The following is a 26,028-nucleotide window of genomic DNA, read 5'->3' on the forward strand; positions in this document are numbered from 1 at the left end:
GGGACTTTTCCGCAGCGGGCAGGGCCGGTGGCCGTCCGCTGCCTGCTTCACTCCGCGACGAGGCGCGAGCCGGTGAAGGGATAGAGACGGCCTTCGCCGAGCATGAAGACGGAGAACTCGCGTTCCGTGAACAACGGTCGCCAGGCCTGATCGAGCACGTTGAGCCCACCGGTCAGCACGCCGAAGGCCGGCAGCACCAGACGGCGGCCATCGGTGGCGAAGCACGGCCGGCGCACGGAGCGGCCGTAGCGACGGATGCGCGCTGCCGGATGCAGGTGCCCGGCGATCTCGCCGGGAGCCGCCTCTGGATCCGGCTCATGGCGGAACACCAGATTGCCGATGGCGATTTCCGCATGGGTTTCGCCGCACAGCAACACCGGGGCGACCGGATCGTGGTTGCCGGTGATCCACACCCATTCGCGTCCGAGTTGCAGCGTGGTCAGCATCGCCCGGTAGGCGGCGGGCAGCCGGTCGGACCCGTCCGGATCATGGAAGCTGTCGCCGAGCGCGACGACGCGCGAGGGTTGGAATGCCTCGATCACCTCGGCGAGCTTTTCCAGCGTCGCCGCAGTGTCGTAGGGGGGCAGCATGACGCCGCGACGGGCGTAGCTGGAGGCTTTCTCGAAGTGCAGGTCGGAGACGATCAGCGTGTTTTCGTCGGGCCACCACAGCGCGCCGCTGTCATGAAGGCCAACGATTTCGCCGGCGATTGCAATGTCGTGACACACGGGCGCGTAGCGTCGTGCTTCCACTTCGGCGAAAAACGGTCTCACCCCATTGCCTCCCTGACCAAGTCGTCGGCAGCGCCGGCGAGAAGCGCCTCCTGGACATTGCCGAGGACTGGCTCCTTGCCGATCTCGAGCATCACCGGAACGGCGAGCGGAGAGATTCGCGCAAGACGAGTATGCGCGATTCGGCCGCGTGTTCGGGCAAGAAGTTGGCCGAGACGGGAGATATCCAGAAGTCCCGTAGCGGCATCCTGCCAAGTCGCCTCCAGAAGGATGTGACCGGGTTCATGCCTGCGCAAGACGTCATAAATGAGGTCGGAGGAAACGGTCACCTGCCGGCCGGTCTTTTCCAGCCCCGGATGACGGCGCTCGATCAGGCCGGCGATCACCGCGCAGGTGCGGAAGGTGCGCTTCATCAGGCTGGATTCGGCAAGCCACGCATCGAGGTCGTCGCCGAGCATGTCCTCGGCGAAGAGTTCGTCGAGCAAAAGACGCCCTGCCTCGATCTCGCCGCCAAGGTCGGACAGCGCCCAAACGGCCAGCGCATAGTCATTGGCGACGAAGCCCATCGGGTGCAGCCCGCGCCGCTCCAGCCGGCGCGTCAGCAGCATGCCGAGCGTCTGGTGGGCGAGCCGCCCGTCGAAGGGATAGCACACGAGATAGTGCTTTTCGGCGCGCGGGAACGTTTCGACGAGAAGCCCGTCGCGGTCCGGCAGGCGTGAGCGCAGGCGCTGGATCTCCAGCCATTCGCGCACCTGCCCGGGAAGGGCCGCCCAGCTTTGCGGGTCGGCCAGCATTGCCCGCACACTTGCCGCCAGATAGGTCGAAAGCGGGAATTTGCCGCCCTGATAGGAGGGGATCTTGGGGGAGTCGGTGCGCGCGCGCGACACATAGGCTTCGTTTTCCTGCAGCCCCTCGAAACGCAGGATCTCGCCGGCGAAGAGAAAGGTGTCGCCCGGTGCTAGCTGCTCGATGAACCATTCCTCGATCTCGCCCAGCCAGCGTCCGCCGCGCCCGACCGGCGTGCGCCGGCCTTCGGCCTTCGAGCGCACGAGGCGCACCTTCAGCATCGGCGCCTCGACGATGGTGCCGACGTTGAGCCGGTATTGCTGGGCGAAACTGGGGTGCGACAGGCGCAGCCGGCCCTCGCCATCGGGCTTCAGCCGTGCGTAGCGCTCGTAGGTCCGGAGCGCGTAGCCGCCGGTGGCGACGAAGTCGACCACCCGGTCGAAGGTCTCGCGCGTCATCGTGCGGTAGGGCTCGGCCGAGCGGATCTCGTCGAACAGGGCCGCGGGATCGAACGGACCGGCGCAGGCGCAACCCAGAACATGCTGGGCGAGCACGTCGAGCGCCCCGTCGCGCAAGGCAGGTGTGTCCTGCGCCCCGGCCTTCGAGGCGACGAGCGCGGCCTGGCACTCGAGCACCTCGAAACGGTTCGCCGGCACCAGCACGGCGCGCGAGGGCTCGTCCATGCGGTGGTTGGCGCGGCCGATGCGCTGGGCGAGCCGGCTCGCGCCCTTCGGCGCGCCGACGTTGATGACCAGGTCGACGTCGCCCCAGTCGATGCCGAGATCGAGCGAGGAGGTGCAGACGATCGCCCTGAGCCGGCCATCGGCCATTGCCGCCTCCACCTTTCGCCGCTGGCCGACATCGAGCGAGCCGTGGTGAAGGGCGATGGGCAGGTTGTCTTCATTGGCGTGCCAGAGCGACTGGAACAGCATCTCCGCTTGCGAGCGGGTGTTGACGAAGACGAGGCTCATTCGGTTCTCGCCGATGAGCCGGTAGATGTCGCCAACCGCGTGGCGGGCGGAGTGGCCCGACCAGGGCAGGCGCTCTGCCGTGTCGAGGATGGAGATGTCGGGCTCGGCGCCGCCCTTGATCGTCACCACCTCGGCGAGGGTGCGCTGCGCATCGGCGTCGGGCGTCTGGCCGACGAGATAGGCGCGCAGGTCCTCCGGCTGGGCCACGGTTGCCGAAAGGCCGATGGCGCGCATGTCGGGGGAGAGCTTGCGCAAGGCGGCCAGCCCGAGCGCGAGAAGGTCGCCGCGCTTGGAGGTGACGAGCGCATGCAGCTCGTCGAGGATCACCGTGTCGACGCCTTCCAGCATCCGCCGGCCCTGGGCATCCGAGATGAGCAGCGCGATCTGCTCCGGCGTCGTCAGCAGGATATCCGGGGGGGCGTGCTTCTGGCGCTGGCGCTTGTGGGAGGGGGTGTCGCCGGTACGGGTCTCGATGGTCATGTCGAGCCCCATCTCGGCGACCGGCTGTCCGAGATTGCGGGCGATGTCGACGGCAAGCGCCTTGAGCGGCGAGATGTAGAGCGTATGGACGCCACGCGCTCCCGCGCTGCCCGGCTTCTTCCGGCCGCGCGCGGAAAGCGCGACGAGGCTCGGCAGGAAGCCGGCGAGCGTCTTGCCCGCCCCCGTCGGGGCGATCAGCAGCGCCGACTTGCGCGCCGCCGCAAGTTCCAGCAGCGCGAGCTGATGCGGCCTCGGGCTCCAGCCGCGCGCGGCGAACCAGCTTGAGAAACGCTCGGGCAGGCGGGAGGGGCTTGAGGCATCCATCGACCTCCACAGATAGGCGCTGTTCCGGCCGCCGTCGAGCGGGAAGAGGGCCGCTTCGGCGCGCCGGCCGGCGGAAACCGTGCAAAGCTGACCGACCTCGTTTCCAACGACCGGCATCGGCCCTAGATTGCCAGGGGAGAACGACGCAGGAGCCGGACGGGCGCATGGCGACGACGGGTGCCGACATTCTGACGCTGACCGCGGCGGGGCTCTACTGCCCGCGCGGCGACTTCCACATAGACCCGCTGCGGCCGGTGGAGCGGGCGCTGGTGACCCATGGTCACGCGGACCATGCCCGCGCCGGTCACGGCGCGGTGCTGGCCTCGCGCGAGACGCTGGCGATCATGGAAGTGCGCTATGGAGCCGATTTTGCAGGCACCATGCAGGTCGCCGAGCCCGGACAGACGGTCCGTCTTGGCGGGGTGCGCGTGTCCTTCCATCCCGCCGGCCATGTGCTCGGCTCCATGCAGGTCCTGATCGAGAGCGCCGGCCTGCGTGTCGTGGTTTCGGGCGACTACAAGCGCCAGCAGGATCCAACCTGCGCTCCGTTCGAGTTGGTGCCCTGCGACGTCTTCATTACCGAAGCGACCTTCGGCCTGCCGGTCTTCCGTCATCCGCCAGCGGTCGGGGAGATAGGCAAGTTGCTCGCCTCGCTTGCGCTTTTCCCCGACAGGCCCCATCTGGTCGGGGCATACGCGCTGGGCAAGGCGCAACGGGTGATCGCCGAGCTGCGCCGGGCGGGGCACGAGCGGCCGATCTATCTGCACGGTGCGCTCGAACGGCTTTGCGCGCTCTACGAGGCGGAGGGCGTCGCGCTCGGTCCGCTCGAGCCGGTTGGCGGTCGCGGCCGCGAGCTTGCCGGGGAGATCGTGCTCTGCCCGCCGGGGCAACTGGCGGACCGCTGGTCGAGGCGCTTCGGCGACCCGGTGACGGCGATTGCCAGCGGCTGGGTGCGCGTGCGGGCGCGGGCCCGCCAGCGCGGCGCGGAACTGCCGCTTGTGATCTCGGATCACGCGGATTGGGATGACCTGCGCCGGACCATCACGGAGACCGGCGCGGGCGAGATCTGGGTAACGCATGGCGCCGAGGAGGCGCTGGTGCACTGGTGCCGCACTGAGGGGCTTGCCGCCCGGCCCCTCAACCTGATCGGCTATGGGGACGGCGAGGCCGAGGGGGAAACGGGTACAGCGCCCGTTTCTCCTGGGGCCGCAGAACATGAAGGGGCTAAAGATGGGTGACAGGAAAACCGACCGCGACGAGGCGGCGGACTCCCTGCCCGAGGACCACCGGCTGTCGCCGAACGGGGCAACACTTCCGGTCGAGGACGATGAGGATGCAGTGGGCGCGGCTCTCGAGGAGGCCGCTTTCAGTCTCTTCGACGACTACCGCGATGCCTTTGACGACTTCGACGCGGAAGGCATTGCCGACTGCTTCGCCTATCCGGCGGTGATCTGGCAGTTCGGCAAGGGCAACGTCTTCCAGGATGACGAGGAGCTGCTGGAGAACATCGAGAAGCTGCTCGCCGCGCTCGGCAAGGAAGGGGTGGTGAACTCCACCTATGAGGTGGTCTCCGGTCATCTGGAGGGCGACGCCGGCCTCGTCACGCTGGCCTGGAGCCAGAACGACGCCGACGGCGAGCCGCTGCTGGAGTTCGTCTGCCATTACCACCTGATCTATTCGGGAACCGACTGGTCGATCGCCATGATCGTCAACGAGCCCTGATCGGGGAGCGGGCCGGGTAAGATCCGAGCCGCCCGGCGCCGTTGCGCCGGGCGGGCCACGGCAAGGGGGAGAGGGATGCAGCGTTTCGCGAGCCTGCTCGACCGGCTGTCCTTCGAGCCGCGCCGCGGCGCCAAGCTGCGGCTGCTTGGCGAGCATTTTCGCTCCGTTCCCGATCCTGATCGCGGGATCGCGCTTGCCGCGCTGACGGGCGGTCTCTCCTTCCGCCACGCCAAGCCGGCGATGCTGCGCGCACTCGCCGCAGAGCGTGTCGATCCGGTGCTTTTCTCGCTTTCCTATGACTTTGTCGGCGACCTGTCGGAGACCATCGCGTTGATCTGGCAGCAGGGGGCCGCAGAGGTGCCCGAAGCGGGGGCGCGTGAAGCGGGGGCAGGTCCAGAGGCCGTGCCGGGCGAGGCGGCGACGGCGGAGCCGCTGCACCTTGCCGATGTCGTCACCACGTTGACGCACGCCGGCCGTGCCGAGGTGCCCGGCCTGATCACCGGCTGGCTCGACCGGCTCGACGAGACCGGACGCTGGGCGTTGCTCAAGCTCGTCACCGGCGGGCTGCGCGTCGGCGTCTCCGCACGCCTTGCCAAGACCGCCGTGGCGTCGCTGGGCGCGCTTTCGGCCGATGATGTCGAGGAAGTCTGGCACGGGCTTGCCCCACCCTATGCGGAGCTGTTCGCCTGGGCCGAGGGCCGTTGCCCCCGGCCGGAAAGCGACGATCCGGCACCCTTTCGTCCGGCGATGCTCGCCCATCCGCTCGAGGCGCGGGACCTTGAAACGCTCGATGCCGCCGATTTCGTCGCCGAGTGGAAGTGGGATGGCATCCGCGTGCAGGCGGTTGCCGGGCGCGACCGTCAGGGGAGGCCGATGCGCCGGCTTTACAGCCGTACCGGGGAGGATATCTCCCGCGCCTTTCCCGATCTCGTAGAGACCTTCGACTTCGAGGGCGCGATCGATGGAGAGTTGCTCATCGTCGAGGCGGGGGCGGTCCGTTCCTTCAACGCGCTTCAGCAGCGGCTGAACCGCAAGACGGTGACGGCGAAGCTGATGCGAGAGCAACCGGCCGCGATCCGTGCCTACGACCTGCTTGCCTGCGACGGGGAGGACCTTCGGGGCCTGCCATTTCACCAGCGTCGGGCCCGGCTCGAGGCCTTCGTCGCGGAGCTGGGCGCTGGCCGCATCGACCTGTCGCCGCTGCTCGACGCGCCCGACTGGCCGGCGCTGGCGGCGGCGCGCAATGCGCCTGAAACCCTGTACCCGGGCGCCGATGCCGCGGCCATCGAAGGGGTGATGCTGAAGCGCCGTGAGGCTCCCTATCTGCCCGGTCGGCCGAAGGGGGAATGGTACAAGTGGAAACGCGATCCCTTCCGCGTCGACGCGGTGCTGATGTATGCGCAGCGCGGCCACGGCAAGCGCTCGTCCTATTATTCGGACTATACGTTCGGGGTCTGGCGCGACAGTGGCGACGGGGCGGCGGAACTGGTGCCGGTCGGCAAGGCCTACTTCGGGTTCACCGACGAGGAGCTGCTCGAGATCGACCGCTTCGTGCGCGCCAACACGATCAACCGCTTCGGGCCGGTGCGCGAGGTGCGCCACGATCCGGATGCGGGGCTGGTGCTGGAGGTCGCCTTCGAGGGGCTGAGCCGCTCGACACGTCACAAGTCGGGGCTGGCCATGCGATTTCCCCGGATTTCGCGGCTGCGCTGGGACAAGCCGGCGGCGGAGGCCGACCGCATCGAGACGCTCGAGAAGCTTCTCGATGAAGGCAAGGAGACTTGATCGCGACGGCGTCCCGTCGCAGGGTGTGCCCACCTCGACAAGGAGCCCACAGCCGCCATGCAGCGCGTCATCGAATATTTCTACACCCATGCCTCGCCGTGGACGTATCTCGGCCATCGGGCGTTTCTCGACATGGCCGACCGCCAGGGCTATGCGGTTCGCTTCCGGCCGGTTTCGCTGGCCTCCGTCTTTCCCGAAACCGGCGGCTTGCCGCTGGCCCGTCGTCATCCGGTACGCCAGGCCTACCGGCTGATCGAGCTGCAGCGCTGGCGCGCCTTCCGCGACCTGCCGCTGACGCTGCAGCCGGCCCATTTCCCTGTCAATCCGGACCTTTCCGACCGGATCGCGCTGTCGCTTGCCGTCGAGGGCGGCCCGGTCGCCGACTACAGCGAGGCCGTTCTCAGGGCATTGTGGGTGGAAGAGCAGGATATCGCCCGCGAGGCCGTGCACACGGCCATTCTCGGCAAGCTTGGCCTCAACGCCGAGACCGTGATCGCCCAGGCCGGTGAAAAGGCCGTCGTCGAACGCTATATGACCAATCAGGCCGAAGCGGTCGAAATCGGCGTCTTCGGGTCTCCGAGCTATGTGCTCAACGGCGAGATCTTCTGGGGCCAGGATCGCCTCGAACTGCTGGAAGACGCGCTGAAGAGCGGCCGGCCGGCCTACGAGCAGCCGTGAAACCGTGCGTAGGCGTGGCGGATACCGTTGGGAAAAGGATCATGGGATGCGCATGCGAGCGAACGCCATTGCCCTGGGGCTTGTTGCGGGCCTGATCGCCACCGTCCCCGCGCTGGCGCAGCAGGATCGGCCGCAGGTCGACAAGGACCGCTACGTGTTGGCGCCGGCCGGCGACATCTTCCTGCGTCTCGACCGCAACAGCGGCCGCGTCGCCGAGTGCAGCCGCCACAATGAGAGCTGGCGCTGCGTCGCCGTGCCCGATGCGCAAAAGGCAATGGAGGCGGAGATTGCCCGCCTCGGCGACCAGGTCGCGGCGCTGAAGGCGGAAACTGACCGCCTGCGCGCGCAGCTCGGGGAAGACCAGAAAGAAGATCCCTATGCCGACAAGCCCGACGGCCCGGGACCGCAGTTCACGCCTCGCGAGGAGAAGGAGCTCGATGAAGCCCTCGACTTCACGGAAAAGGCGATGCGCCGTTTCTTCGGCATGATGAAGACGCTGAAGAAGGAATACGACGGCCTGCAGGAGTGACGCGGGGCGTCTGAAACGCCTCCTGAAAAGACAAAGGCCGGAGATGCGCGACGCCCGCGCCTCCGGCCTTTTCGGTGTCCCTTGGTCCGCAGCCCCTGCGCGGCGGAGGCGCGTGGCTTAGCGCTTCAGCGTTGCCTTGAGGATCGCCGAGCGCACATCCTCGCCGAGCGGGACGGACTTGCGCGTCTCCAGATCGAGCGCCAGCGAAACCACGTCGCATACGGCAGCGAGACGCTGGGTGCGGGCCTCGAACAAATGGTGGCGAATGGTGAAGGTGGTGTTGCCCGCGCCGGTCAGGCCGGAATAGGTGACGACCGGGTCGCCCGGCTTCAGCGGCCCGAGCCACGAGAGCTTGAGCTCGGTGACGACGCGCCCGTGATTGCGCTCACCCAGATAGCCTTCCGTCAACGGCGTCATGTTCCACACATGCGGCGCGCCTTCCACGAAGCATGTTGCGGCGAACGTATCGTCGGCCCGCCCGTCCGGCCCGGCGTGGCGCGGCAGCACGGTGGCGCGGTGAACGATGCGCGCGCCAGCGCTTTCGAGCTGACGTACGGTCGCCACGCCGATGTCGCCGGCGGCCGAGAGCCCGCGTGGCAGTGCCTGGTCGGGCATCGCGGCGCTGACATCCTGGAAGCGGCGACGCAGCTCGCGCGCCATGCTGTCCGCCGGCGCGTAGCCGTCGATGGCGGTCGCGGCGAGCGAGTTGTCGGCGGTGCGGCGCAGCTCGTGCACGACGGTGAGCATATAGGGACCGTCGAAGGCGACATGGCTGGTCATCACCAGCGCATCGCCCGCCAGCAACTCGTTGTGGAAGCGCATGTGCCGCGCCCGGCGCGGGCCGGCGACGGCGTCGGTCAGGCCGCTCTGGAGGCGGAACTGCCGGTCGGCCTCCTCGAAGCGGCTCAGGTAGAACTGGACGTTGAGGTGATCGTTTTCATCGCACTCCCAGCAATTCACGAAGGAAAACAACGTTTCTAAAGCGGACATCAGGTGTTGCTCCAAGAGCTTTCAAAGGTTTGAATTACGTTGGCGGGTCAGGAAACGGCTCTGGGAAGCGAGCCGAGGAAGGTGTCGATTGCGGCGTTGCTTTGCCGCGCGATCGCGAGGTCGAAGCGCTGGAACACATGGCAGCCGCCCGGATAGACGGCAAGTTCGGCCGTGTTGCCGGCCGCGCGCCAGCGCTCGGCCATGAACAGCGTATCGTCGAGGAGGGGATCCTCGGTTCCGATGGCGAAATGAGCCGGCATCAAGCCGCCAAGATCGGCCATCAGCGGGGAGATATCCGGCGCATCGGGGCTCTGGCCGTCGGCCAGATAGTGGCGCACGAACATGGTGAGGTCGCGCGTGTTGAGCACCAGCTTGGGGTCTCCCCAGGCCCGGGCGCTGGGCGTCAGGCGCAGGTCGAAGCACCCGCAGGCGAAAACGGCCCCGAGGAAAAACTGGCCAAGACCATGTCGGTCGCGCAGCCGCAAAACGGTTGCGGCGGCCAGGTTGGCTCCCGCCGACTCGCCGCCGATGGCGAAGCGCGCGGCGCCGAATTCCGCCTCGCCCTCGGCCTGCAGCCACAAGGCGGCCGCCTCGCAGTCGTCGGGTGCCTGCGGATAGGGGTGCTCGGGTGCGAGACGGTACTCGCAAGAGACGACCGTCAGGCCGGTGTTGTCGGCGATTTCGGCAAGACGCGGATCCTGCTCGTCGGCGCCACCCAGCGTCCAGCCGCCGCCGTGCAGATGCAGGAACGCTCCTTCCGACGGCCGCCCGCGCGGACGCAGGATGCGCAAGGGGATTTCCCCGTGCGGACCGGAGATAACCCGCGTCTCGGCATGATCGAGGCGCGGCGGCGTCGGAAAGGGGCCAAGCCCCTGCGCCCGCCGCTCGCGGATCACCTGCGGCGGATAGGACCACTGGTCCGGAAAGAGCGCAAGGCGGCGCAGGAGATCGCGGTTGAAGTCGCGGGTCTCTTCGCTGGCCTCGTCCCAGGCGGCATAGACATCATTTGAAGCCATTCGGCCACCGCCCCATTTCCCATCGGTGTCGAAAGAAATTACGTCGTCAAGCTAAAGGGTACTGTTGTTTCTGCCAAGCCCTGCCAGCGGCTGTAGCGCGCGCGTGAGAGAGCCGGCAAGGTGCAACCGCAGAAATCGGCGCTGGATTCGCAAGTTGTATTCTACCCGCAGCTTGCGCGGGCGCTTTCACCTTCGCATACTCGCATCGGAGAATGGAGGTTGGGAAGCCATGAGGCAACCGCGAGGGAGCGAATCGCCTGAAGTCTGGACCTTCGAGGACGATGGTCTCGACCTGCGCCAGCGCATGGGGCGGCTTGTCCTGGCGACGCGCGGGCGCGGTGTCTACGGGCTGAGCCGGATCCTCGACGGCTGGCTCGACGAGCAGGGCCTGCGCGACGGCGAACTCAGTCTGTTCCTGCGCCACACCACGGCCTCTCTGACGATCCAGGAGAACGCCGATCCCGACGTCCAAGCCGATCTCGTCGACGCACTGTCGCGCCTCGCGCCCGAGGGGCCGCAATGGCGCCACCAGACCGAGGGCCGCGACGACATGCCGGCCCACGTCAAGTCCGTGCTGACGGGCGTGACGCTGCATGTCCCGGTGGTCGCCTGCCGGCTCGACCTGGGCACCTGGCAGGAGATCTACCTTCTCGAGCACCGCGACGCTCCGCACCAGAGGTCGCTGACGTTGCGCTACCTGGGCACCTGAGCGACGGCGCGAAAAGAGAACAATCGTCACCCTTTTTTGACACACTGTTTCCGATTTGCGCACTGGCGATGGTGCCGGGCCTCCCGATATCGTAAGGCACATCCTTGCGGTCGAACCCAAGCGGCCGCGCTCATCGACGATTGCGGGCATGAGCCCTTCGGACCGTTTGGTCGCGAAGGGGCGATCTCGCTCGCCGCACGGACAAGGCAATGACAATGACCAGCCAGTTTCTCGACGCCCTGCGCAAGCGCCGTTCGCAGTATGCGCTCGGCAAGTCCATCCCGCTTTCGAACGACGCCGTGAGCGAACTCGTTCAGGAGGCGATCCGCCTGTCGCCGTCTTCCTTCAACTCGCAGAGCTCGCGCGCCGTCATCCTGTTCGGTGCCGAGAGCGACCGCCTGTGGAACATCACCAAGGAAGCGCTGCGCAAGATCGTGCCGGCCGAGGGCTTCGCCCAGACCGAGGCCAAGCTCGACAGCTTCGCGGCCGGCGCCGGCACGGTGCTGTTCTTCGAGGACCAGGACGTGGTGAAGGGCCTGCAGGAGAAGTTCGCCCTTTATGCCGACAACTTCCCGATCTGGTCGGAGCATTCCACCGGCATTGCCCAGCACGCCGTCTGGACGGTGCTTGCCGAGGCCGGCATCGGCGCCAGCCTGCAGCACTACAATCCGGTGATCGACGAGGAAGTCGCCAAGACCTGGGCGATCCCCGCGAGCTGGAAGCTGCGCGCCCAGATGCCGTTCGGCTCGCATGAGGGTGGCTTCGGCGAGAAGACCTTCATGGACGACGGCGACCGCTTCAAGGTCTTTGCCTGATCAGGCAGGATCCAACTCCCCGCGAGACGAAAAAGGCCGGAGATTTCTCCGGCCTTTTTTGTTTGTGTTCCGCCTTCGCTTCCGTGGCGGACGGCGCTGGCTCAGCGCGCGTTCGCCAGCTTGGCGAAACGGCGGCCGGCCTCGACCAGCTCCGAGACGATGCCCGGCTCGCTGGCGGCATGACCCGCGTCCTCGACGATGCGCAGGTCCGCCTCCGGCCAGGCATTGGAGAGGTCGACCGCGTTCTTCATCGGCGTCACCACGTCATGACGTCCGTGAACGATGACGCCGGGAATGTTGCGAATGCGGTCGATGTCGCGCAGCAACTGGTCGTCGTGGCGGAAGAAGCCGCCATTGGCGAAATAGTGCGATTCGATACGCGCGAACGCCAGCGAGAACTGCGCGTCGGTGAAGCGCGCCTCGCGCTCCGGATCGCGCTGCACCGACAGGGTCGAGCCCTCCCAGAGCGCCCAGCGAACCGCGGCCTCGCCGCGCAGCGCCTCGTCCGGCCCGGTGAGCCGGCGGTGGTAGGCGCCCACCATGTCGCCGCGCTCGTCCTCGGGGATGAAATCGCGGTAGGGGGCGAACAGGTCGGGATAGAGCCAGCTCGCTCCCTCCTGATAGAACCACAGCAGTTCCGCGCGGCGCAGCAGGAAGATGCCGCGCAGCACCAGCGCCGTGACATGCTCGGGGTGGCTCTGCGCATAGGCCAGCGCCAGCGTCGAGCCCCAGGATCCACCGAAGACCTGCCAGCGGTCGATGCCCAGATGTTCGCGCAGCCGCTCGATGTCGGCCACGAGGTCCCATGTGGTGTTTTCGCGAAGCTCGGCATGGGGTGTCGAGCGACCGCATCCGCGCTGATCGAACAGGACGATGCGGTAGACGGCCGGATCGTGGAAGCGGCGCATGATCTCGCCGGCGCCGCCACCTGGCCCGCCATGCAGCATGACCACGGGAATCCCCTCGGGATTGCCGCATTCCTCGAAATAGAGGCTGTGCAGCGAGTCGACGGCCAGGTGACCGGAGGCGTAGGGATCGATCGGCGGATAAAGCGACGCGCGCATCAGGGAAACCTCGCAAGGGAGAATCGTGTGTCGGATGCGCCGGCCGGCGCGCTTGCGACACTAGACGCTTGGGCGCGCGAAGAAAACGGCCGTCTGGGCAGCATGGCGGGGTGCGCCGGTACGGCGATGCAACTCCCGCGGCGTGGCGAAGCGCGTGTGAAGAGAGAGATCATCGCACCGGGCGCCGCCATGGCAGGGAGAGCTTTGCGAGAATATCGGGGCGAGGAGGCCAGGCCAGCTCGGGCGCGTGCCTGAAGACGCGCACAATTCGCGGTTGAAGGCGGGACTTGATGCGGCACCGCGCTGCCGCGATAATGGCCGGCCGCCGAATGCCGCGCCGCGCGCCGGCGACGGCCGGCGCAAGGGGAACGGCGGCAAGCCGAAGCGGGGAACCCCAGCAGGGCGGCAGAAGACACTGCGCAAAGCGGTGCCGGCTGCGAGCGGGCAAGACAGCCGGGCAACACCGGCGGGCAACACCGGCGGGCGAGGGAGGAATGGGTGTGACGGAAAGCGCTGCCTTTCATTTCGTGATTGCGGACGACCATCCATTGTTTCGTGGCGCACTGCGCCAGACCATCGAGAACCTCTACCCCGGCGCCGCAATCTCCGAGGTCGGTACGCTGGAGGACGCCGCCGCCGCGTTGGAAGGCAGCGACGAAGTCGATCTCCTGTTTCTCGATCTGTCGATGCCGGGCATGCGCGGCTTCGCCGGGTTGATCTATCTTCGCGCCCAGTATCCCGGGGTTCCGGTGGTGATGGTGTCGGCGAGCGAGGACGCACCAACGGTGCGCCGCTGCATGGAGCTTGGCGCGGCGGGTTTCATTCCCAAGTCGCGCGGCATCGAGGTGATCCGCGCCGGCATCGCCGCGACGATGGCGGGCAATGCCTGGACCCCGCCCGACATGCTGCTGGGGGTCGACGACGACGAAACCGCCGCCATGGTCCAGCGCATGGCCAGCCTGACGCCGCAGCAGGTGCGGGTGCTCATGATGCTGTCGGAAGGGCTTCTCAACAAGCAGATCGCCTATGAGCTGAGTGTCTCCGAGGCGACCGTCAAGGCGCATGTCTCGGCGATTCTGCAGAAGCTCGGCGTGGAAAGCCGGACGCAGGCGGTCATCGCCGCCGCCCGCATCGAGCAGGGACACTGGCAGGCGGCGGTGCCGATCGGGTGATCTCGACGGGGCGCGCGGGGTTTTCGCGCGCGCCCGTTCACGGCTTGGCGCGGGCCTCGGGAGCCGGATAGGCGACCGCGTCGCGCGCGCCGAAGCGCTCCTGATGGCAGGCGCTGCAGGTGGCGACCGCATCCGGTGTCATCGGCACGCCGTCGGGCGCGACCTCCATGTAATGCCAGCCGCCGGTTTCCGGCGAGCTTCCCTCGGCGACCTTGCGCATCAGAAAGAGCGGGCCGAAATCGATCTCGCCGGCCTCATTCACATCATAGGTCTCCATGACGAGCGCGGATCCCTCCGGCATTTTCACGCCGGTTTCGCGAAACGCCATATAGGTCTTTTCCGCCGCCGGATTGACGAAGGTGATGTGGAAGCGCCCGCCATGCGTGTCGTCGGCGCGGGCGGGAAGGTCGGTCGCCGCCTTCCACGACCGGTAGTCGTTGACCAAGTCGGCTGGAACCCAGCGTTTGTCGCCGGCCTTGTAGGCATCGTGCAGCGCGACGTGGACGCAGTGCCAGGCCTGAGCGGCCTCAAGCGGGGTCAGTTCCGAACCCGGCTTTCCGGCATTGCAGTCCGCCGCCGCGGCGGGGGCTGCAAGAGCCAGTAGAACGGCAGGCAGGCGAAGGGTGGCAAGGGCAAGGGACGATGCGTGACTGGCTTGCATGAAACTCTCCCCGACAGGGTGTGTCCGCGCTGGCGAATGCCCGGCGATCAGCCTGGCAGGTCAATGTGGCCACCACTTTTAGGGGTATTCAAGAAAATAAATTACACTTCTGGTTGATATTGAGGTCGATCATTCCGCCGCACTTGCCGTTGCCCGCAATCGGGCGAGATAAGCTCTCAGAACCGCCGGCTTCACAGGCTTGTTGAGCATGTCGATGTCTCTCTCCGCCGCTTCTGCGCGCACCGACCGGCTGCGGTCGGCGGTGACCAGGATCGCCGGAATTTCCGCCCCGAGTTTCCAGCGCAACTGCACGACCGCGTCGACGCCGGTTCCCTCATCGAGGTGATAGTCGACGATGAGCACGTCCGGCGTAATCCCGGCGTCGGCGACCTGGCGGGCGGCATCGCGCGGGTCGAGTGCGGTCAGGACACGGCATCCCCAGCCACCAAGAAGCACGCGCATGCCGTCCAGGATCTGTGGCTCATTGTCGATCGCCAGCACGCGAAGTCCGTTGAGTTCGCCCGGCATCGCGGTGGCGAGCGGTCGACCGACGCTCTCCGGCAGCGGTGCCGCGGCCGGCAGTTCGATGGAAAAGCGCGAGCCCACGCCGCTGCGCGAGACGAGCGACACGGGATGGTTCAGCACCCGCGAGATGCGTTCGACGATGGACAGGCCGAGACCGAGGCCGCGTGCCTCGCGCGCGCCGTCGTCGAGGCGGTGAAACTCGAGAAAGATGAGCGGCTGCTTTGCTTCCGGGATGCCGATGCCGGTGTCATGCACCTCGATGATCGCCTGGCCGCCACGCCGGCGCAGCCCCACCAGCACGCGGCCCTTGCGGGTGTATTTGATCGCGTTGGAGACGAGATTCTGCAGGAGGCGGCGCAGCAGGCGCCGGTCCGAGCGGACGCTGAGACTGCTCGGGAGGATCCGCAGGTCGAGGTTCTTCTCCTGCGCCACCGGCTCGAACTCCATGCGCAGCGGGCTGAGCACGTCCTCGATGCGGAAGACGGAATACTCCGGTTTCAGCGCGCCGGTGTCGAGCCGGGAGATGTCGAGCACGGCGCCGATGATCTCCTCGACCGATTCCAGCGACGCATCGACATTGTGGACCAGATGCCGGAGCTCGCCTTCCGCGAAACGCTCGATCAGGCTGGAGGAATAGAGTCTTGCGGCGTTGAGCGGCTGAAGGATGTCGTGGCCGGCGGCGGCGAGGAAGCGGGTCTTGCCCAGATTGGCCTCTTCGGCGAGCCGCTTGGCGTTGGTCAGCTCCTCGTTGACGCGGGTAAGTTCAAGCGTGCGTTCTCGCACGCGCCCTTCCAGCGTCTCGTTGGCGCGCGCCAGCGCCTCCGCGCCGAGCACGCGCTCGGTGATGTCGGTGTAGGTGGTGACGATGCCGCCATCGGGCATCGGGCTGGTGCGCACCTCGAGCACGAGCCCGGACGGAGACATGTATTCCTGGAACACCTCGTGGCGCACCGCGAGCCGGGCGATCCTGTCGCCGACGATTGCCTCCACCGGGTCGTTGCCGAAGACGCCGCGCTTGGCGTTGAAACGCACGATCGCATCGAGCGGGGTGCCGACCTGGCCATATTCCGGCGGCAGGCCGAGCAACTCGCGGAACTGTCGGTTCCAGCAGATCAGGCGCAGGTCCCGATCGAAGACCGAAATGCCCTGGCGCACCTGGTCCAGGGCCGTCTGTAGCAAGTCGCGGTTGTGCTGGATCGCGACGGTGGCGTCGTCGAGGAGCTTCAGAGCTCCCTTGCCGGTCGGGTCCCGCCGCTTGACCAGGAGCGACAGCACCAGACGCGAGGAGGCGGCGCCGATGGCACTGGCCAGGAGCTGCTCGGAAAACCGCAGGATCTGCGCATCCGCTGTCGCGCTCAGATCGTAGTCGCGGCCGCGTTCGCGGGCGAAGCGCTGGAAGGAGCGGTCGGTGCGTTCCTCGCCGAGGTAGCGCGCGATGGTCGATTTCAGGTCGCCGACGGTGACCGAGGTCCGCCACAGCCGCAGGCCCGGCGTCGGCGACAGGTCGGAGGGGACGAAGATATTGGCCTGGAGCCGTTCGATGGGTTCGGGCGCGCGCGCCAGCGAGACCAGCACATAGGCCGCCAGATTGACCGAGAGCGACCAGAAGACGCCGTGTGTCAGCGGGTCGAAGGCAAGCGAGAACAGCGCCTGCGGGCGGAACAGCCACAGGCCGAAGGGCCCACTTTCGAGGAAGGCGTCGGAAATCAGGCCAGAGCGCGCGAAGGTCGGCAGCAGCAGCGTGTAGATCCACAGTGCGAAACCCGCCGTCATGCCGGCGATGGCGCCGCGCGCCGTGCCCCGTCGCCACAGCAGGCCGCCGAAGAAGGCGGGCGCGAATTGCGCCACCGCCGCGAAGGACAGCAGCCCGATGGACGTGAGTGCCGCCGTGTCGCCGGCGGCGCGGAAATAGGCATAGGCCAGCAGCAGCGTCAGGAAGATCGAGAGCCGCCGGATCAACAGCAGGATACGGCTCATGTCCTCGCCCTTGGAGGAAATGATCGCGTCCTCGCTTGAGCGGCGCAGCACCAGCGGCATCACCAGGTCGTTGGAGATCATGATCGCCAGCGCAACGGTCGCGACGATCACCATGGCGGTGGCCGCCGAAAGTCCGCCGATGAAGGCGAACAGCGCCATCCAGTGTTGGCCGGCGGAGATCGGCAGCGCCAGCACGTAGGTGTCGGGATTGACGCTGGCCGGCAGTAGGATCATGCCCGCGGCCGCGATCGGCACGACGAAGAGATTGATCGCCACCAGATAGGCGGGGAAGAGCCACGTCGCCCGCCGCAGTTCCTCGGGCGAATTGTTCTCCGTCACCGTGACGTGAAACTGGCGCGGCAGCAGGATGACGGCGAAGAACGAAAGCAGCGTCATCACCACCCAGTTGCCGCCGACGAGTTCGCCGGTCATCACGTCCGTCACGCGCGGATTGGCGGCCATTGCCGTGAAGAGTTCGCCCGGTCCCTCGTACAGGTAGAAAGTCACCCAGATTCCCACCGCCAGGAAGGCCACCAGCTTGACCACCGCTTCCGTCGCGATGGCCAGCATCAGGCCTTCCTGGTGCTCCGTCGCATCGATGTGGCGGGTGCCGAACAAGGTGGCGAAGATCGCCATTCCGATGGCGATGATCAGGGTGATGTCGTTGAGATAGGGCAGGTCCGGCCCGCCATGGACGATGTCGAGCTGGGCGATCATCGTCGTCACCGAGATCGAGACCGCCTTGAGCTGCAGCGCGATATAGGGGATCGCGCCGATCACCGCGATGATGGCGACCACGGCGGCGACGGGTTGGCTCTTGCCGTAGCGCGCGGCGATGAAGTCGGCGATGGAGGTGATGCGCTCGGTCTTGGCAAGCCGGATCATGCGGCGCAGCAGCGGATAGCCGAGCGAGAACACGAGCACGGGCCCGATGTAGATCGTCAGGAATTCCAGCCCGTTATGCGTCGCCGTGCCGACCGATCCGAAGAACGTCCATGAGGTGCAATAGACCGAGATCGACAGGGCATAGATCAGCGGGCGCCCATGCCCGGTCTTGGAAAGACGCGGGGCGCGGTCGCCGTAGCTGGCAATGGCAAACAGCAGCAGGACGTAGCCGATCGCCGCGACGGCGACCACCCAACCCTCGAGCATGCGCGCAGGCCTCCCTTCCCCGTGCATCTTGCGGCTGCCGAACGGCGTCCGTCGCGCGGAATCCGATCACGTTTGCGCCCGCCTGTCCATTGTCCGCAGGGATAGGACGGGCAGCATCGCGAACCACGCCGCAAGGTGTCCATCAGCCATGCAAATCCGCGATTCCGGCTCCTGCGGTTGCATGCTAAAGGAAAGTTCGAAGCTCTGCCGGCAACGGGCATGCGGAGCACGCAGGAAAATGCCGAAGGAGACTGTGCATGCTGAGCGAGTTCAAGAAGTTCGCCATCAAGGGCAACATGATGGATATGGCCATCGGTATCGTCATCGGTGCCGCCTTTACCGCCATCGTCTCCTCGCTCGTCGACGACATCATCATGCCGCCGCTCGGTCTGCTGCTGGGTGGCGTCGACTTCTCCGAAATCTTCGTCGTGCTGAAGCAGGGCGTTCAGGCCGGCCCTTATGCGACGGTCGACGCGGCCCGCGAGGCGGGTGCCGTCACCTGGAACGTGGGCCTTTTCGCCAACGCCATCTCCAAGTTCCTGATCGTTGCCTTTGCGTTGTTCATCCTCGTCAAGGGGATCAACCGGCTGCGCGAGCAAAAGGCCGCGGCTCCTTCGGCTCCGCCGGCGCCCACCGCGCAGGAAAAGCTGCTCACCGAGATCCGAGATCTTCTCAAGACGCGCTGACGCGCGCACAACCAACCAGACGGACCCCGCGCATGGACACGCCTGCCAACATCGTGGGGGATGCCGCCCCCGTCGCCGTTCTCGAGGCGTTGCGCCGGGAAGCCCGCTGCGCGCCCGAAAGCGGGATCGTCGAGGTCGTCAATTTCGCCCGCGCCCGCGCCGACCTGATCCCGCTGTGGGTGGGAGAGGGCGACCTGCCGACACCGGATTTCATTCGCGAGGCGGCTGCCGCCTCGCTGGCGCGCGGCGAGACCTTCTACACCTATCAGCGCGGCATCCCGAGCCTGCGCGAGGCGCTGGCGCGCTATCACCTGGTCCATTACGGCCGCGACTGGGGCGCCGAACGCCATTTCGTCACCGGATCGGGCATGCAGGCGATCCAGATCGCCGTACAGGCCATCGCCGGCGCCGGCGACGAGGTGATCCATCCCTCTCCCGCCTGGCCGAATTTTGCCGCCGCCCTGGAGATCGCCGGTGCCCGGGCCGTTCCCGTGGCGCTCGATTTCGCCGAAACAGGCTGGACGCTCGACCTTGGCCGGATCGCCGACGCGATCACCCCGCGCACGCGGGCGATCTACCTGAACTCGCCCTCCAACCCGACCGGCTGGGTCGCCGACACGCAACTCCTGTCGGAGCTGCTGGCGCTTGCCCGTGCGCACGGGCTTTGGATCATCGCCGACGAGGTCTACGGCCGGTTCGTGGCCAAGGGCAGTGCGCGCGCGCCGTCGTTCATGGATGTGGCGGAACCCGACGACCTGATTCTCTACGTCAACACGTTCTCCAAGAACTGGGCGATGACGGGGTGGCGCATCGGCTGGCTTTCCGGCCCGCCCGCCATTGGCCAGACGGTGGAAAATCTCATCCAGTACGCGACTTCGGGCGTGGCCGAGTTCATGCAGGCCGCCGCTGTTGCCGCGCTGGAGCAGGGGGAGCCGTTCCTGGCGGAGCAGCGGCAGCGCGCCGACGCGGGGCGGCGTATCGTCACAAAGGCGCTGGCCGAGACGGGGCGCGCCCGATTTGCTCCACCCGCCGGCGCCTTCTACCTGTTCTTCGCGGTCGACGGCTATCCCGACAGCCGCGCGCTTGCCAAGCGCATTGTCGCCGAGACCGGTGTCGGCCTGGCGCCGGGAAGTGCCTTTGGCGCGGCGGGCGAGGGGTTCCTGCGCCTTTGCTTTGCCCGGTCGCCCGCCGCACTGGAGGCGGCGGCGGAAAGACTGGTGGGCTGGATATCTCGTTGACCGACTCGCATGGCGTGCGCTACGGATTTCTGCGTATTATGCGGGAGCGCCTGCGAGCGGCGAACGAGATCAACGGACTGGATCTGCTATGGGAGAAGACGACGGCCGCGCAAAGGCCGTGACGCCGACCGTATCCGAAGCGCAGCTTCTGAGCGTTCTCGACACCGCCGTCGACGGCATCGTGATCATGGATGATCGCGCGCGCATCATCCTTTTCAACAAGGCTTGCGAGACGCTGTTCGGCTACACCGCCGCCGAGGTTCGCGGGCGGAACGTCAAGGTTCTGATGCCGCCGGACTATTCCGCTGCGCACGACGGCTATGTCGGCAACTATCTCTCCACCGGCGAGAAGAAGATCATCGGCATCGGCCGTGAGGTGCGCGCCCGCCATCGCGACGGCACCGAGTTTCCCATCGAGCTGTCCGTCGGCGAGGCGGCGACGCCCGAGGGACGCCAGTTCATCGGCATCATGCGCGATATCCGCTCGCGCAAGGTTGTCGAGCGTCGACTGGCGGAGGTGCAGTCGCAACTGGTCAGCGCCACCCGCATCAGCGCGCTCGACGAGATGGGGGCGGCCATCGCCCACGAACTCAACCAGCCGCTGACCGCGATCATGCTCTATCTGCAGGCGGCCAAGCGCCGGGTCATGAGCGAGGGCGACGATATCAAGCTCGTTGAGATCGTCGACAAGGGCGTGCGGGAGGCTGAGCGCGCCAGCCAGATCATCCAGCGGATGCGCCGTTTCGTCGAGAAACGCGAGCCGGAACGGCGCAACATAGCCGTCGAACAGCTGATGCGCGAAACGCTGGAACTGGTCACCCTCGGCACCTCCATCGAGGGGGTCGCGTTTCACGTCGACATTGCCGAGGAACTGCCCGAGGTCAGCATCGATCCGGTGCAGATCCAGCAGGTGTTGATCAATCTTCTGCGCAATGCCCTGCAGGCCGTGCGTCAAACGACGGTCCGCGAGGTCGGCGTCACGGTCTTCCAGCGCGACCGCGACCTGATCGTGCGTATCACTGATTCCGGCGGCGGCGTGCCGCCCGAGATGGTTCCGACACTTTTCAAGGCTTTTTCCGGCTCAAAGAAGGGCGGGCTCGGTCTGGGGCTGGCGATCTCGCGATCGATCGCGCAAACTCACGGCGGGGATCTCGCGGTCGAATCCGCGACTGCCGAAGGCGGAGCGGCATTCGTTTTGCGCCTGCCGCTCGACCGGAAGGGTCCGGTCGAGGATGTCGACACCGATGAGGAGGGAACGCCGTCATGAATGCCAACCCGCAGGTCATACACATCGTAGATGATGACCCTGCCATTCGCGACGCACTCACGCTCGTCTTCGACATGGAGGGCTTCTCGGTGGAGGAGTTCGACAGCGGAGAAGCGTTCATGTCGGTCATCGCCGGCAAGCGGCCCGACTGCGTGATCATGGATGTCCACATGCCCGGCCAGTCCGGGATCGAGATCCTGCGCCGGCTGCATCAGGGTGGCTTCGACGTTCCGGTCTTCGTCATTTCCGGCCAGGGCGACATTCCCATGGCGGTGGAAGCGATCAAGCACGGCGCCCATGACTTCATCGAAAAGCCCTTCGACGCGGATACGGTCGTTGGTCGGGTGCGCGACGCCATCGCCGCTTCGGCGAAGTCACCGGACGACAAGGGACTGCCTGCCTCTTTTGCCGGCTCCGAGACGCTGACCCCGCGCGAGCGCGAGGTGCTGGCCGAGATCGCGGGCGGCGCCTCCAACAAGGAAGCCGGCCGCACGCTCGGCATCAGCCCGCGCACGATCGAGGTCCACAGGGCCCGCATCATGGAAAAGCTCGGCGCGCGCAACGCCGCCGACCTGGTGCGCATCGTCCTGTCGCGTGAAGGCTTCGCGACCTAGGCGCTGGGCAGAGCCTGCGGGACTTCCCCCAAGCACCGAGGGTGGCGCTGATACCTGGCGGCAACGATCATCGTCGGCCGGGCGTCCGCGTGACGTTCAGCGCGCGATTTCCTCGCGCCGCAGTGTCAGGATGGATACGCCGGACGCCGTGACCGCGACGGTGTGTTCGAACTGCGCGGAGAGCGATCCGTCTCTCGTCACGACTGTCCAGCCGTCGTCCCGCGTTCCAACGCCTCTTCGGCCGTGGTTGAGCATCGGCTCGATCGTGAAGACCATGCCCTCGCGCAAGGGGAGACCGGTTCCCGGTTTCCCGAAGTGCAGAACCTGCGGCTCCTCATGCATTTGGCGGCCGATGCCGTGGCCGCAATATTCTCGCACCACGGAGTAGCCGTTTCGCTTGGCATGACGTTCGATTGCCCAGCCGATGTCTCCAAGCCGTGCGCCCGGGCGCACCGCCCGGATGCCCTTCCACATCGCCTCGTAGGTGGTCTGCACCAGTCGCCTTGCAGCTGGATGTACCTCGCCAATGAGGTAGGTCTTGCTGGAATCCGCGATATAGCCGTTCTTCTCCAAAGTGATGTCGAAGTTGACTATGTCGCCGTCGCGCAGCACGTCCGCTTGCGAGGGGATGCCATGGCAGACCACATCGTTCACCGATGAATTCAACACGAAGCCATAGCCGTATTGGCCCTTGCTCGCCGGGCGGGCCTCGAGGGTGTGAACGATGAAATTCTCGACCATTTCATTGACCTGAAGCGTTGACAGGCCGCTGAGCGAGGTTCGGTCCAGAAGATCGAAGACGCAAGCGAGCAAACGGCCGGATTCAGCCAGCAGGTCGAGTTCCTCCGGCCGCTTCGTCATGCGTCCCTCCAGGCGAGCGACTGGGCCGAAACGCCTGCGGAACTGAACTCGCGCTCGATGATCTCGGTGAAACTGAGCGTCGGATTGGTCTCGCACAGCATGCCTATCTTGATCCAGTAGGCGGCCTGCGCATTGATCGACCGGCACGACACCTTGCTCGCCCTGCGCAACTGGTCGTGCAAATCGTCATCTATGCTCACGATGCCCATGATTGCTCCATATATGAAATGTATATGAAACGTATATTCATTTTCTGGGAAATGCCAAGGCCCACGCACAGCGCGCGCCGGTTCTCGGGTGACGGGCGTGCCGCATGTCCTGCCCGAGGCGGCATCTCCCCGCTTGCCGGCCGGGGGGGCGCCGGAAGCCGGCTTGCGTGTTCCCCCTTAGTTTTCCTGATGCCACTTAGGTCTATAGTGAAGCCCATCGGAGCGGCTCGCCGGGGAGGGGCCCCGCATTGCATTTCCGGTTGGCAAGAGGGTGAATCGGTGGTCATTCACATCGTCGAGGACGATCCTGGCGTTGGCGATGCGCTTGCGTTGCTGCTGACGCAGATTGGCCACGAGTCCAGGATCTATCCGGACGCGGAGTCCTTTTTCGAATGCGCGCCGCCGGCTCCTCAGGATGCGGTGATCGTCGATCTCGGCCTGCCGGGCGTCTCGGGAACTCAGGTCATCCGCTGGCTGACCAGCCTGCGCGTCCCCCCAAAGATCATCGCCATCACCGGCCAGTCGAGCCTCAGGATCGGTGAGTTGATTGGATCCGAGACGCTGGCGATCCTGCTGCGCAAGCCTCTGACCGAGGAAGCGCTCGTCTCTCACCTGTGACCAGGGGTCCTTCGTCGACCTCGCGTCGACGTGTCGCGGCGACGCCGCACGGGGATCGGGCTAGGTAGATAGTCGTACGAAGACGACCCGATTTCGCACGCAGTCTGAAGGGCCTAGGGTCTCCCCAGGGTCGACGGACAGCCTGGCGTCGGACGGGGCGGCAGGCAGGATGGTTCGAGCGCAGGACGGCGTTCAACTCCATCGGGGCTTCCTCCGGGCGACCTCCTGCCATTCTAGGAGGGACTCATGGCTTTCATCGAGCGCAGCGCGGAAACCCGTGGCTCAGTGCTGACCGGCGCGGACCGCGCCGTTGCCGCCCTTGCCGCCGACACCGCCCGCCAGGGCCGCACCCAGCGGTGCGGTCAGCACAGCATCGTCTTTTACGAGGGCGATCCGGCGGCGCGTGTCTACGAACTCGTTTCCGGCACGGTCATGCTCTACAAGCTCCTGCCCGACGGACGCCGTCAGGTGGTCGAGGTGCTCACCCCCGGCATGATCTTCGGCGCGGCTTCCGGCGTGAACTACGACTGTTCGGCGGAGACGCTGACCCCGGCTGCGATCCTTGTGCACGAGCGTCATGAAATCGACGACAGCCGGGATCTCCAGGGGCATCTCGCCCGTTGCCTGATGGCGCAGATGGAGCGAATGCATGAGCATGCCGTTCTGCTCGGGCGCAAGTCCGCGCTGGAGCGGGTCACCTCGTTTCTCATGCACATGGTTCCCGGCCGCGGCGGCGAGGGCTGCACCGGCCCGGCCACGCCCGACTGCGACACCCACGATGTCCCGCTGGCGATGACGCGCCAGGAGATCGCCGACTATCTCGGCCTGACGATCGAGACCGTCAGCCGGGTCATCTCGGAGCTGAAGCGGCGCGGTCTGGTCAAGGTCGAGCGCCAGGACCGGATCTACGTCACGCGCGTTTGCGGCATCTGCCAGCTGACCGGAATTCACTGACGCCTGCGTCCTTCGACGTATCCCCGATTGGACGCTCTTTGCGCCGCTGCCGGCCATGTATGCCCCGGGCACCTTCTGGTGACCCGGGGTTTTGTTTGCGCGTCCGGCTAGACCGCGACGGAATGACGGGCCGCGCCGGCCGCCAGATAGGCGTCGAATGCGGCCGCCGCGATGCGGGCGTAGCGCTGCCCCTCCTGTGTCACAGCGACCCGATTTTCCTCAATGATCGCGAGGCCGTCGCGAACCATCTCGGCCAGTGCGTCGAAGCTCTCGGCGAAATGATCGACCGCAAAGCCGTGGTGGGCGGCGACCTCGGCCACGTCGACCCGGTGGTCTGTCATCAGCCGCTCGATGATCTCGGCGCGCGCGCGATCATCCGCGTTGAGCGCGATACCCCGCGCCACCGGCAACTCGCCGGCGGCGACCGCCCGCGTCCAGCCTCCGACATCGGGCTGGTTCTGCACATATCCTTCCGGCAACCGGCCGATGGACGAGCAGCCGAGCCCGATCAGCGCGTCGGCCGTGTCGGTGGTGTAGCCTTGGAAATTGCGCCGCAGCCGGCCCTCGCGGTAGGCGATCGCCATGCTGTCGTCGGGCAGTGCGAAATGATCGAGACCGATGGCCTCATAGCCAGCCGAAGCCAGTTCGGCGCGCGCGAAATCGGCGGCCTCGATGCGCTCCGAGGCGCCGGGCAGGGCGGCCTCGTCGATCAGCCGCTGGTGCTTCTTGAACCAGGGTACATGAGCATAGCCGAACAGCGCGATCCTTCCGGGACGCAATAGCTGCGTCAGGCGGATCGTCTCGGCGATGCTGTCGAGCGTCTGATGCGGAAGGCCGTACATCAGGTCGAAGTTGATAGCCTCGATGCCGGCCGCGCGCAGATGGGCGACCGCCCGTTCGACCTGCTCGAACGGCTGGATGCGACCGATGGCCTTCTGCACCACCGGATCGAAATCCTGAACGCCGAGGCTCGCCCGGGTGATGCCAGCCTCGCGCAATGTCTCTGCAAGGTCGCTGGTCACCGTGCGCGGGTCGAGCTCGATGGCGTGCTCGCAGTCGGGGGAGAGCGCGAAGCGGTTCTTCAGCGCGGCGACGATCTTCAGGAAGTGGGCGCGCGGCAGCAGGCTCGGTGTGCCGCCGCCCCAGTGGATGTGGGTGACGGGCCGCCGCCGGCCGAGCCTGTCGGCGACGAGTGCGACCTCGTCGAGCAGGGTCTGCGCATAGGCGATGACGGGGTCGTCCCGCAGCGCGCCCTTCGTGTGGCAGCCGCAGTAGTTGCAGATCGTCCGGCAGTAGGGGACATGCAGATACAGCGAGAGCGCCGTTTCCGGCGCCAGCTCGCCGAGCCAGCCGCCGAGCGTTTCTCCGTTCACGCCGGCGTGGAAATGCGGCGCGGTCGGATAGCTGGTGTAGCGCGGTACGGCGCGGGTGGCGTAGCGGTGATCGAGCGTGGTCATGGCGCTATATCGCGCGCATCGCCGTCTCGCTTCCTTG

At 66.7% G+C, this 26,028-nt stretch carries 24 protein-coding genes; 14 read left to right on the forward strand and 10 right to left on the reverse strand.

The window, feature by feature from the left end; translation table 11 throughout:
* Positions 1 to 47: 47 nt before the first annotated feature.
* Together pdeM and ACN0WF_RS14830 are read right to left on the reverse strand one after the other, a co-directional pair.
* Positions 48 to 773: a ligase-associated DNA damage response endonuclease PdeM gene (gene pdeM, locus ACN0WF_RS14825; RefSeq protein WP_417773550.1), complete on the reverse strand. Its 726-nt coding sequence runs from the start codon at positions 771 to 773 to the stop codon at positions 48 to 50.
* Entirely contained in the window at positions 770 to 3,292 is a 2,523-nt protein-coding gene (locus tag ACN0WF_RS14830) for a ligase-associated DNA damage response DEXH box helicase (RefSeq protein ID WP_417773692.1), read from the reverse strand. The genes pdeM and ACN0WF_RS14830 overlap by 4 nt, the downstream gene beginning before the upstream one ends.
* A gap of 164 nt (positions 3,293 to 3,456) precedes the next feature.
* Here ACN0WF_RS14830 and ACN0WF_RS14835 point away from each other — a divergent pair, with 164 nt between their 5' ends.
* From ACN0WF_RS14835 to ACN0WF_RS14855, 5 genes are all read left to right on the forward strand, one after another.
* On the forward strand, positions 3,457 to 4,530 hold the full coding sequence (locus ACN0WF_RS14835; RefSeq protein WP_417773551.1) for a ligase-associated DNA damage response exonuclease: 1,074 nt from the start codon (positions 3,457 to 3,459) through the stop codon (positions 4,528 to 4,530).
* Positions 4,523 to 5,014, forward strand: a complete 492-nt coding sequence (locus ACN0WF_RS14840) for a hypothetical protein (protein WP_417773552.1) — start codon at positions 4,523 to 4,525, stop codon at positions 5,012 to 5,014. Before ACN0WF_RS14835 ends, ACN0WF_RS14840 begins: the two co-directional genes overlap by 8 nt.
* A 75-nt stretch (positions 5,015 to 5,089) precedes the next feature.
* Complete coding sequence (locus ACN0WF_RS14845) at positions 5,090 to 6,799, forward strand: cisplatin damage response ATP-dependent DNA ligase (protein ID WP_417773553.1); 1,710 nt, start codon at positions 5,090 to 5,092, stop codon at positions 6,797 to 6,799.
* Positions 6,800 to 6,856: 57 nt separating this feature from the next.
* Complete coding sequence (locus ACN0WF_RS14850; protein WP_417773554.1) at positions 6,857 to 7,477, forward strand: 2-hydroxychromene-2-carboxylate isomerase; 621 nt, start codon at positions 6,857 to 6,859, stop codon at positions 7,475 to 7,477.
* A gap of 46 nt (positions 7,478 to 7,523) precedes the next feature.
* Positions 7,524 to 8,006: a hypothetical protein gene (locus ACN0WF_RS14855; RefSeq protein WP_417773555.1), complete on the forward strand. Its 483-nt coding sequence runs from the start codon at positions 7,524 to 7,526 to the stop codon at positions 8,004 to 8,006.
* 117 nt (positions 8,007 to 8,123) lie between these two features.
* On the opposite strand, the gene ACN0WF_RS14860 is transcribed toward ACN0WF_RS14855, so the two are convergent.
* Together ACN0WF_RS14860 and ACN0WF_RS14865 are read right to left on the reverse strand one after the other, a co-directional pair.
* Entirely contained in the window at positions 8,124 to 8,996 is an 873-nt protein-coding gene (locus tag ACN0WF_RS14860; protein ID WP_417773556.1) for an acyl-CoA thioesterase, read from the reverse strand.
* Positions 8,997 to 9,043: 47 nt separating this feature from the next.
* Positions 9,044 to 10,012: an alpha/beta hydrolase gene (locus ACN0WF_RS14865; protein WP_417773557.1), complete on the reverse strand. Its 969-nt coding sequence runs from the start codon at positions 10,010 to 10,012 to the stop codon at positions 9,044 to 9,046.
* A 229-nt stretch (positions 10,013 to 10,241) separates the two neighbouring features.
* On the opposite strand from ACN0WF_RS14865, the gene ACN0WF_RS14870 reads away from it, so the two are divergent.
* Together ACN0WF_RS14870 and ACN0WF_RS14875 are read left to right on the forward strand one after the other, a co-directional pair.
* Complete coding sequence (locus ACN0WF_RS14870) at positions 10,242 to 10,721, forward strand: secondary thiamine-phosphate synthase enzyme YjbQ (RefSeq protein WP_417773558.1); 480 nt, start codon at positions 10,242 to 10,244, stop codon at positions 10,719 to 10,721.
* Between the two features lie 215 nt (positions 10,722 to 10,936).
* The gene (locus ACN0WF_RS14875) at positions 10,937 to 11,536 is read left to right on the forward strand and encodes a nitroreductase family protein (RefSeq protein WP_417773693.1); all 600 of its coding nucleotides are present in this window, start codon (positions 10,937 to 10,939) and stop codon (positions 11,534 to 11,536) included.
* 101 nt (positions 11,537 to 11,637) lie between these two features.
* On the opposite strand, the gene pip is transcribed toward ACN0WF_RS14875, so the two are convergent.
* Positions 11,638 to 12,603, reverse strand: coding sequence for a prolyl aminopeptidase (gene pip, locus ACN0WF_RS14880; protein WP_417773694.1), 966 nt, complete (start codon positions 12,601 to 12,603; stop codon positions 11,638 to 11,640).
* A gap of 491 nt (positions 12,604 to 13,094) precedes the next feature.
* On the opposite strand from pip, the gene ACN0WF_RS14885 reads away from it, so the two are divergent.
* Positions 13,095 to 13,772 carry a response regulator transcription factor gene (locus ACN0WF_RS14885; protein ID WP_417773559.1) on the forward strand — a complete coding sequence of 226 codons (678 nt, stop codon included), beginning with the start codon at positions 13,095 to 13,097 and terminating at the stop codon, positions 13,770 to 13,772.
* 37 nt (positions 13,773 to 13,809) lie between these two features.
* Here the strand turns inward: ACN0WF_RS14885 and ACN0WF_RS14890 are convergent, their stop codons facing one another.
* Together ACN0WF_RS14890 and ACN0WF_RS14895 are read right to left on the reverse strand one after the other, a co-directional pair.
* The gene (locus ACN0WF_RS14890) at positions 13,810 to 14,433 is read right to left on the reverse strand and encodes a cytochrome P460 family protein (RefSeq protein WP_417773560.1); all 624 of its coding nucleotides are present in this window, start codon (positions 14,431 to 14,433) and stop codon (positions 13,810 to 13,812) included.
* A 129-nt stretch (positions 14,434 to 14,562) separates the two neighbouring features.
* Positions 14,563 to 18,087 carry a NahK/ErcS family hybrid sensor histidine kinase/response regulator gene (locus ACN0WF_RS14895; RefSeq protein WP_417773561.1) on the reverse strand — a complete coding sequence of 1,175 codons (3,525 nt, stop codon included), beginning with the start codon at positions 18,085 to 18,087 and terminating at the stop codon, positions 14,563 to 14,565.
* Between the two features lie 251 nt (positions 18,088 to 18,338).
* Between ACN0WF_RS14895 and mscL the strand changes: the two genes are divergently transcribed.
* The 4 genes from mscL (at position 18,339) to ACN0WF_RS14915 (ending at position 21,892) form a co-directional block, all read left to right on the forward strand.
* Entirely contained in the window at positions 18,339 to 18,773 is a 435-nt protein-coding gene (gene mscL, locus ACN0WF_RS14900; RefSeq protein ID WP_417773695.1) for a large-conductance mechanosensitive channel protein MscL, read from the forward strand.
* A 32-nt stretch (positions 18,774 to 18,805) separates the two neighbouring features.
* A complete protein-coding gene (locus tag ACN0WF_RS14905) occupies positions 18,806 to 20,011 on the forward strand; it encodes a pyridoxal phosphate-dependent aminotransferase (protein WP_417773562.1) in 1,206 nt (401 codons plus the stop codon).
* A gap of 88 nt (positions 20,012 to 20,099) precedes the next feature.
* Positions 20,100 to 21,278, forward strand: a complete 1,179-nt coding sequence (locus tag ACN0WF_RS14910; protein WP_417773563.1) for a PAS domain S-box protein — start codon at positions 20,100 to 20,102, stop codon at positions 21,276 to 21,278.
* Complete coding sequence (locus ACN0WF_RS14915; protein WP_417773564.1) at positions 21,275 to 21,892, forward strand: response regulator transcription factor; 618 nt, start codon at positions 21,275 to 21,277, stop codon at positions 21,890 to 21,892. Before ACN0WF_RS14910 ends, ACN0WF_RS14915 begins: the two co-directional genes overlap by 4 nt.
* A gap of 96 nt (positions 21,893 to 21,988) precedes the next feature.
* On the opposite strand, the gene map is transcribed toward ACN0WF_RS14915, so the two are convergent.
* Complete coding sequence (gene map / locus ACN0WF_RS14920; protein ID WP_417773565.1) at positions 21,989 to 22,753, reverse strand: type I methionyl aminopeptidase; 765 nt, start codon at positions 22,751 to 22,753, stop codon at positions 21,989 to 21,991.
* Positions 22,750 to 22,962 (reverse strand): ParD-like family protein, encoded by a 213-nt coding sequence (locus ACN0WF_RS14925; protein WP_417773566.1) that lies wholly within the window; start codon positions 22,960 to 22,962, stop codon positions 22,750 to 22,752. The genes map and ACN0WF_RS14925 overlap by 4 nt, the downstream gene beginning before the upstream one ends.
* A 279-nt stretch (positions 22,963 to 23,241) precedes the next feature.
* Between ACN0WF_RS14925 and ACN0WF_RS14930 the strand changes: the two genes are divergently transcribed.
* Positions 23,242 to 23,580, forward strand: coding sequence for a response regulator (locus tag ACN0WF_RS14930; RefSeq protein ID WP_417773567.1), 339 nt, complete (start codon positions 23,242 to 23,244; stop codon positions 23,578 to 23,580).
* 246 nt (positions 23,581 to 23,826) lie between these two features.
* The gene (locus tag ACN0WF_RS14935; protein ID WP_417773568.1) at positions 23,827 to 24,534 is read left to right on the forward strand and encodes a helix-turn-helix domain-containing protein; all 708 of its coding nucleotides are present in this window, start codon (positions 23,827 to 23,829) and stop codon (positions 24,532 to 24,534) included.
* A 107-nt stretch (positions 24,535 to 24,641) separates the two neighbouring features.
* Here the strand turns inward: ACN0WF_RS14935 and hemN are convergent, their stop codons facing one another.
* Positions 24,642 to 25,991, reverse strand: a complete 1,350-nt coding sequence (hemN, locus tag ACN0WF_RS14940) for an oxygen-independent coproporphyrinogen III oxidase (RefSeq protein WP_417773569.1) — start codon at positions 25,989 to 25,991, stop codon at positions 24,642 to 24,644.
* Between the last annotated feature and the right edge of the window lie 37 nt (positions 25,992 to 26,028).

Source organism: Stappia sp., assembly GCF_048268045.1.
Classification (GTDB): domain Bacteria; phylum Pseudomonadota; class Alphaproteobacteria; order Rhizobiales; family Stappiaceae; genus Stappia.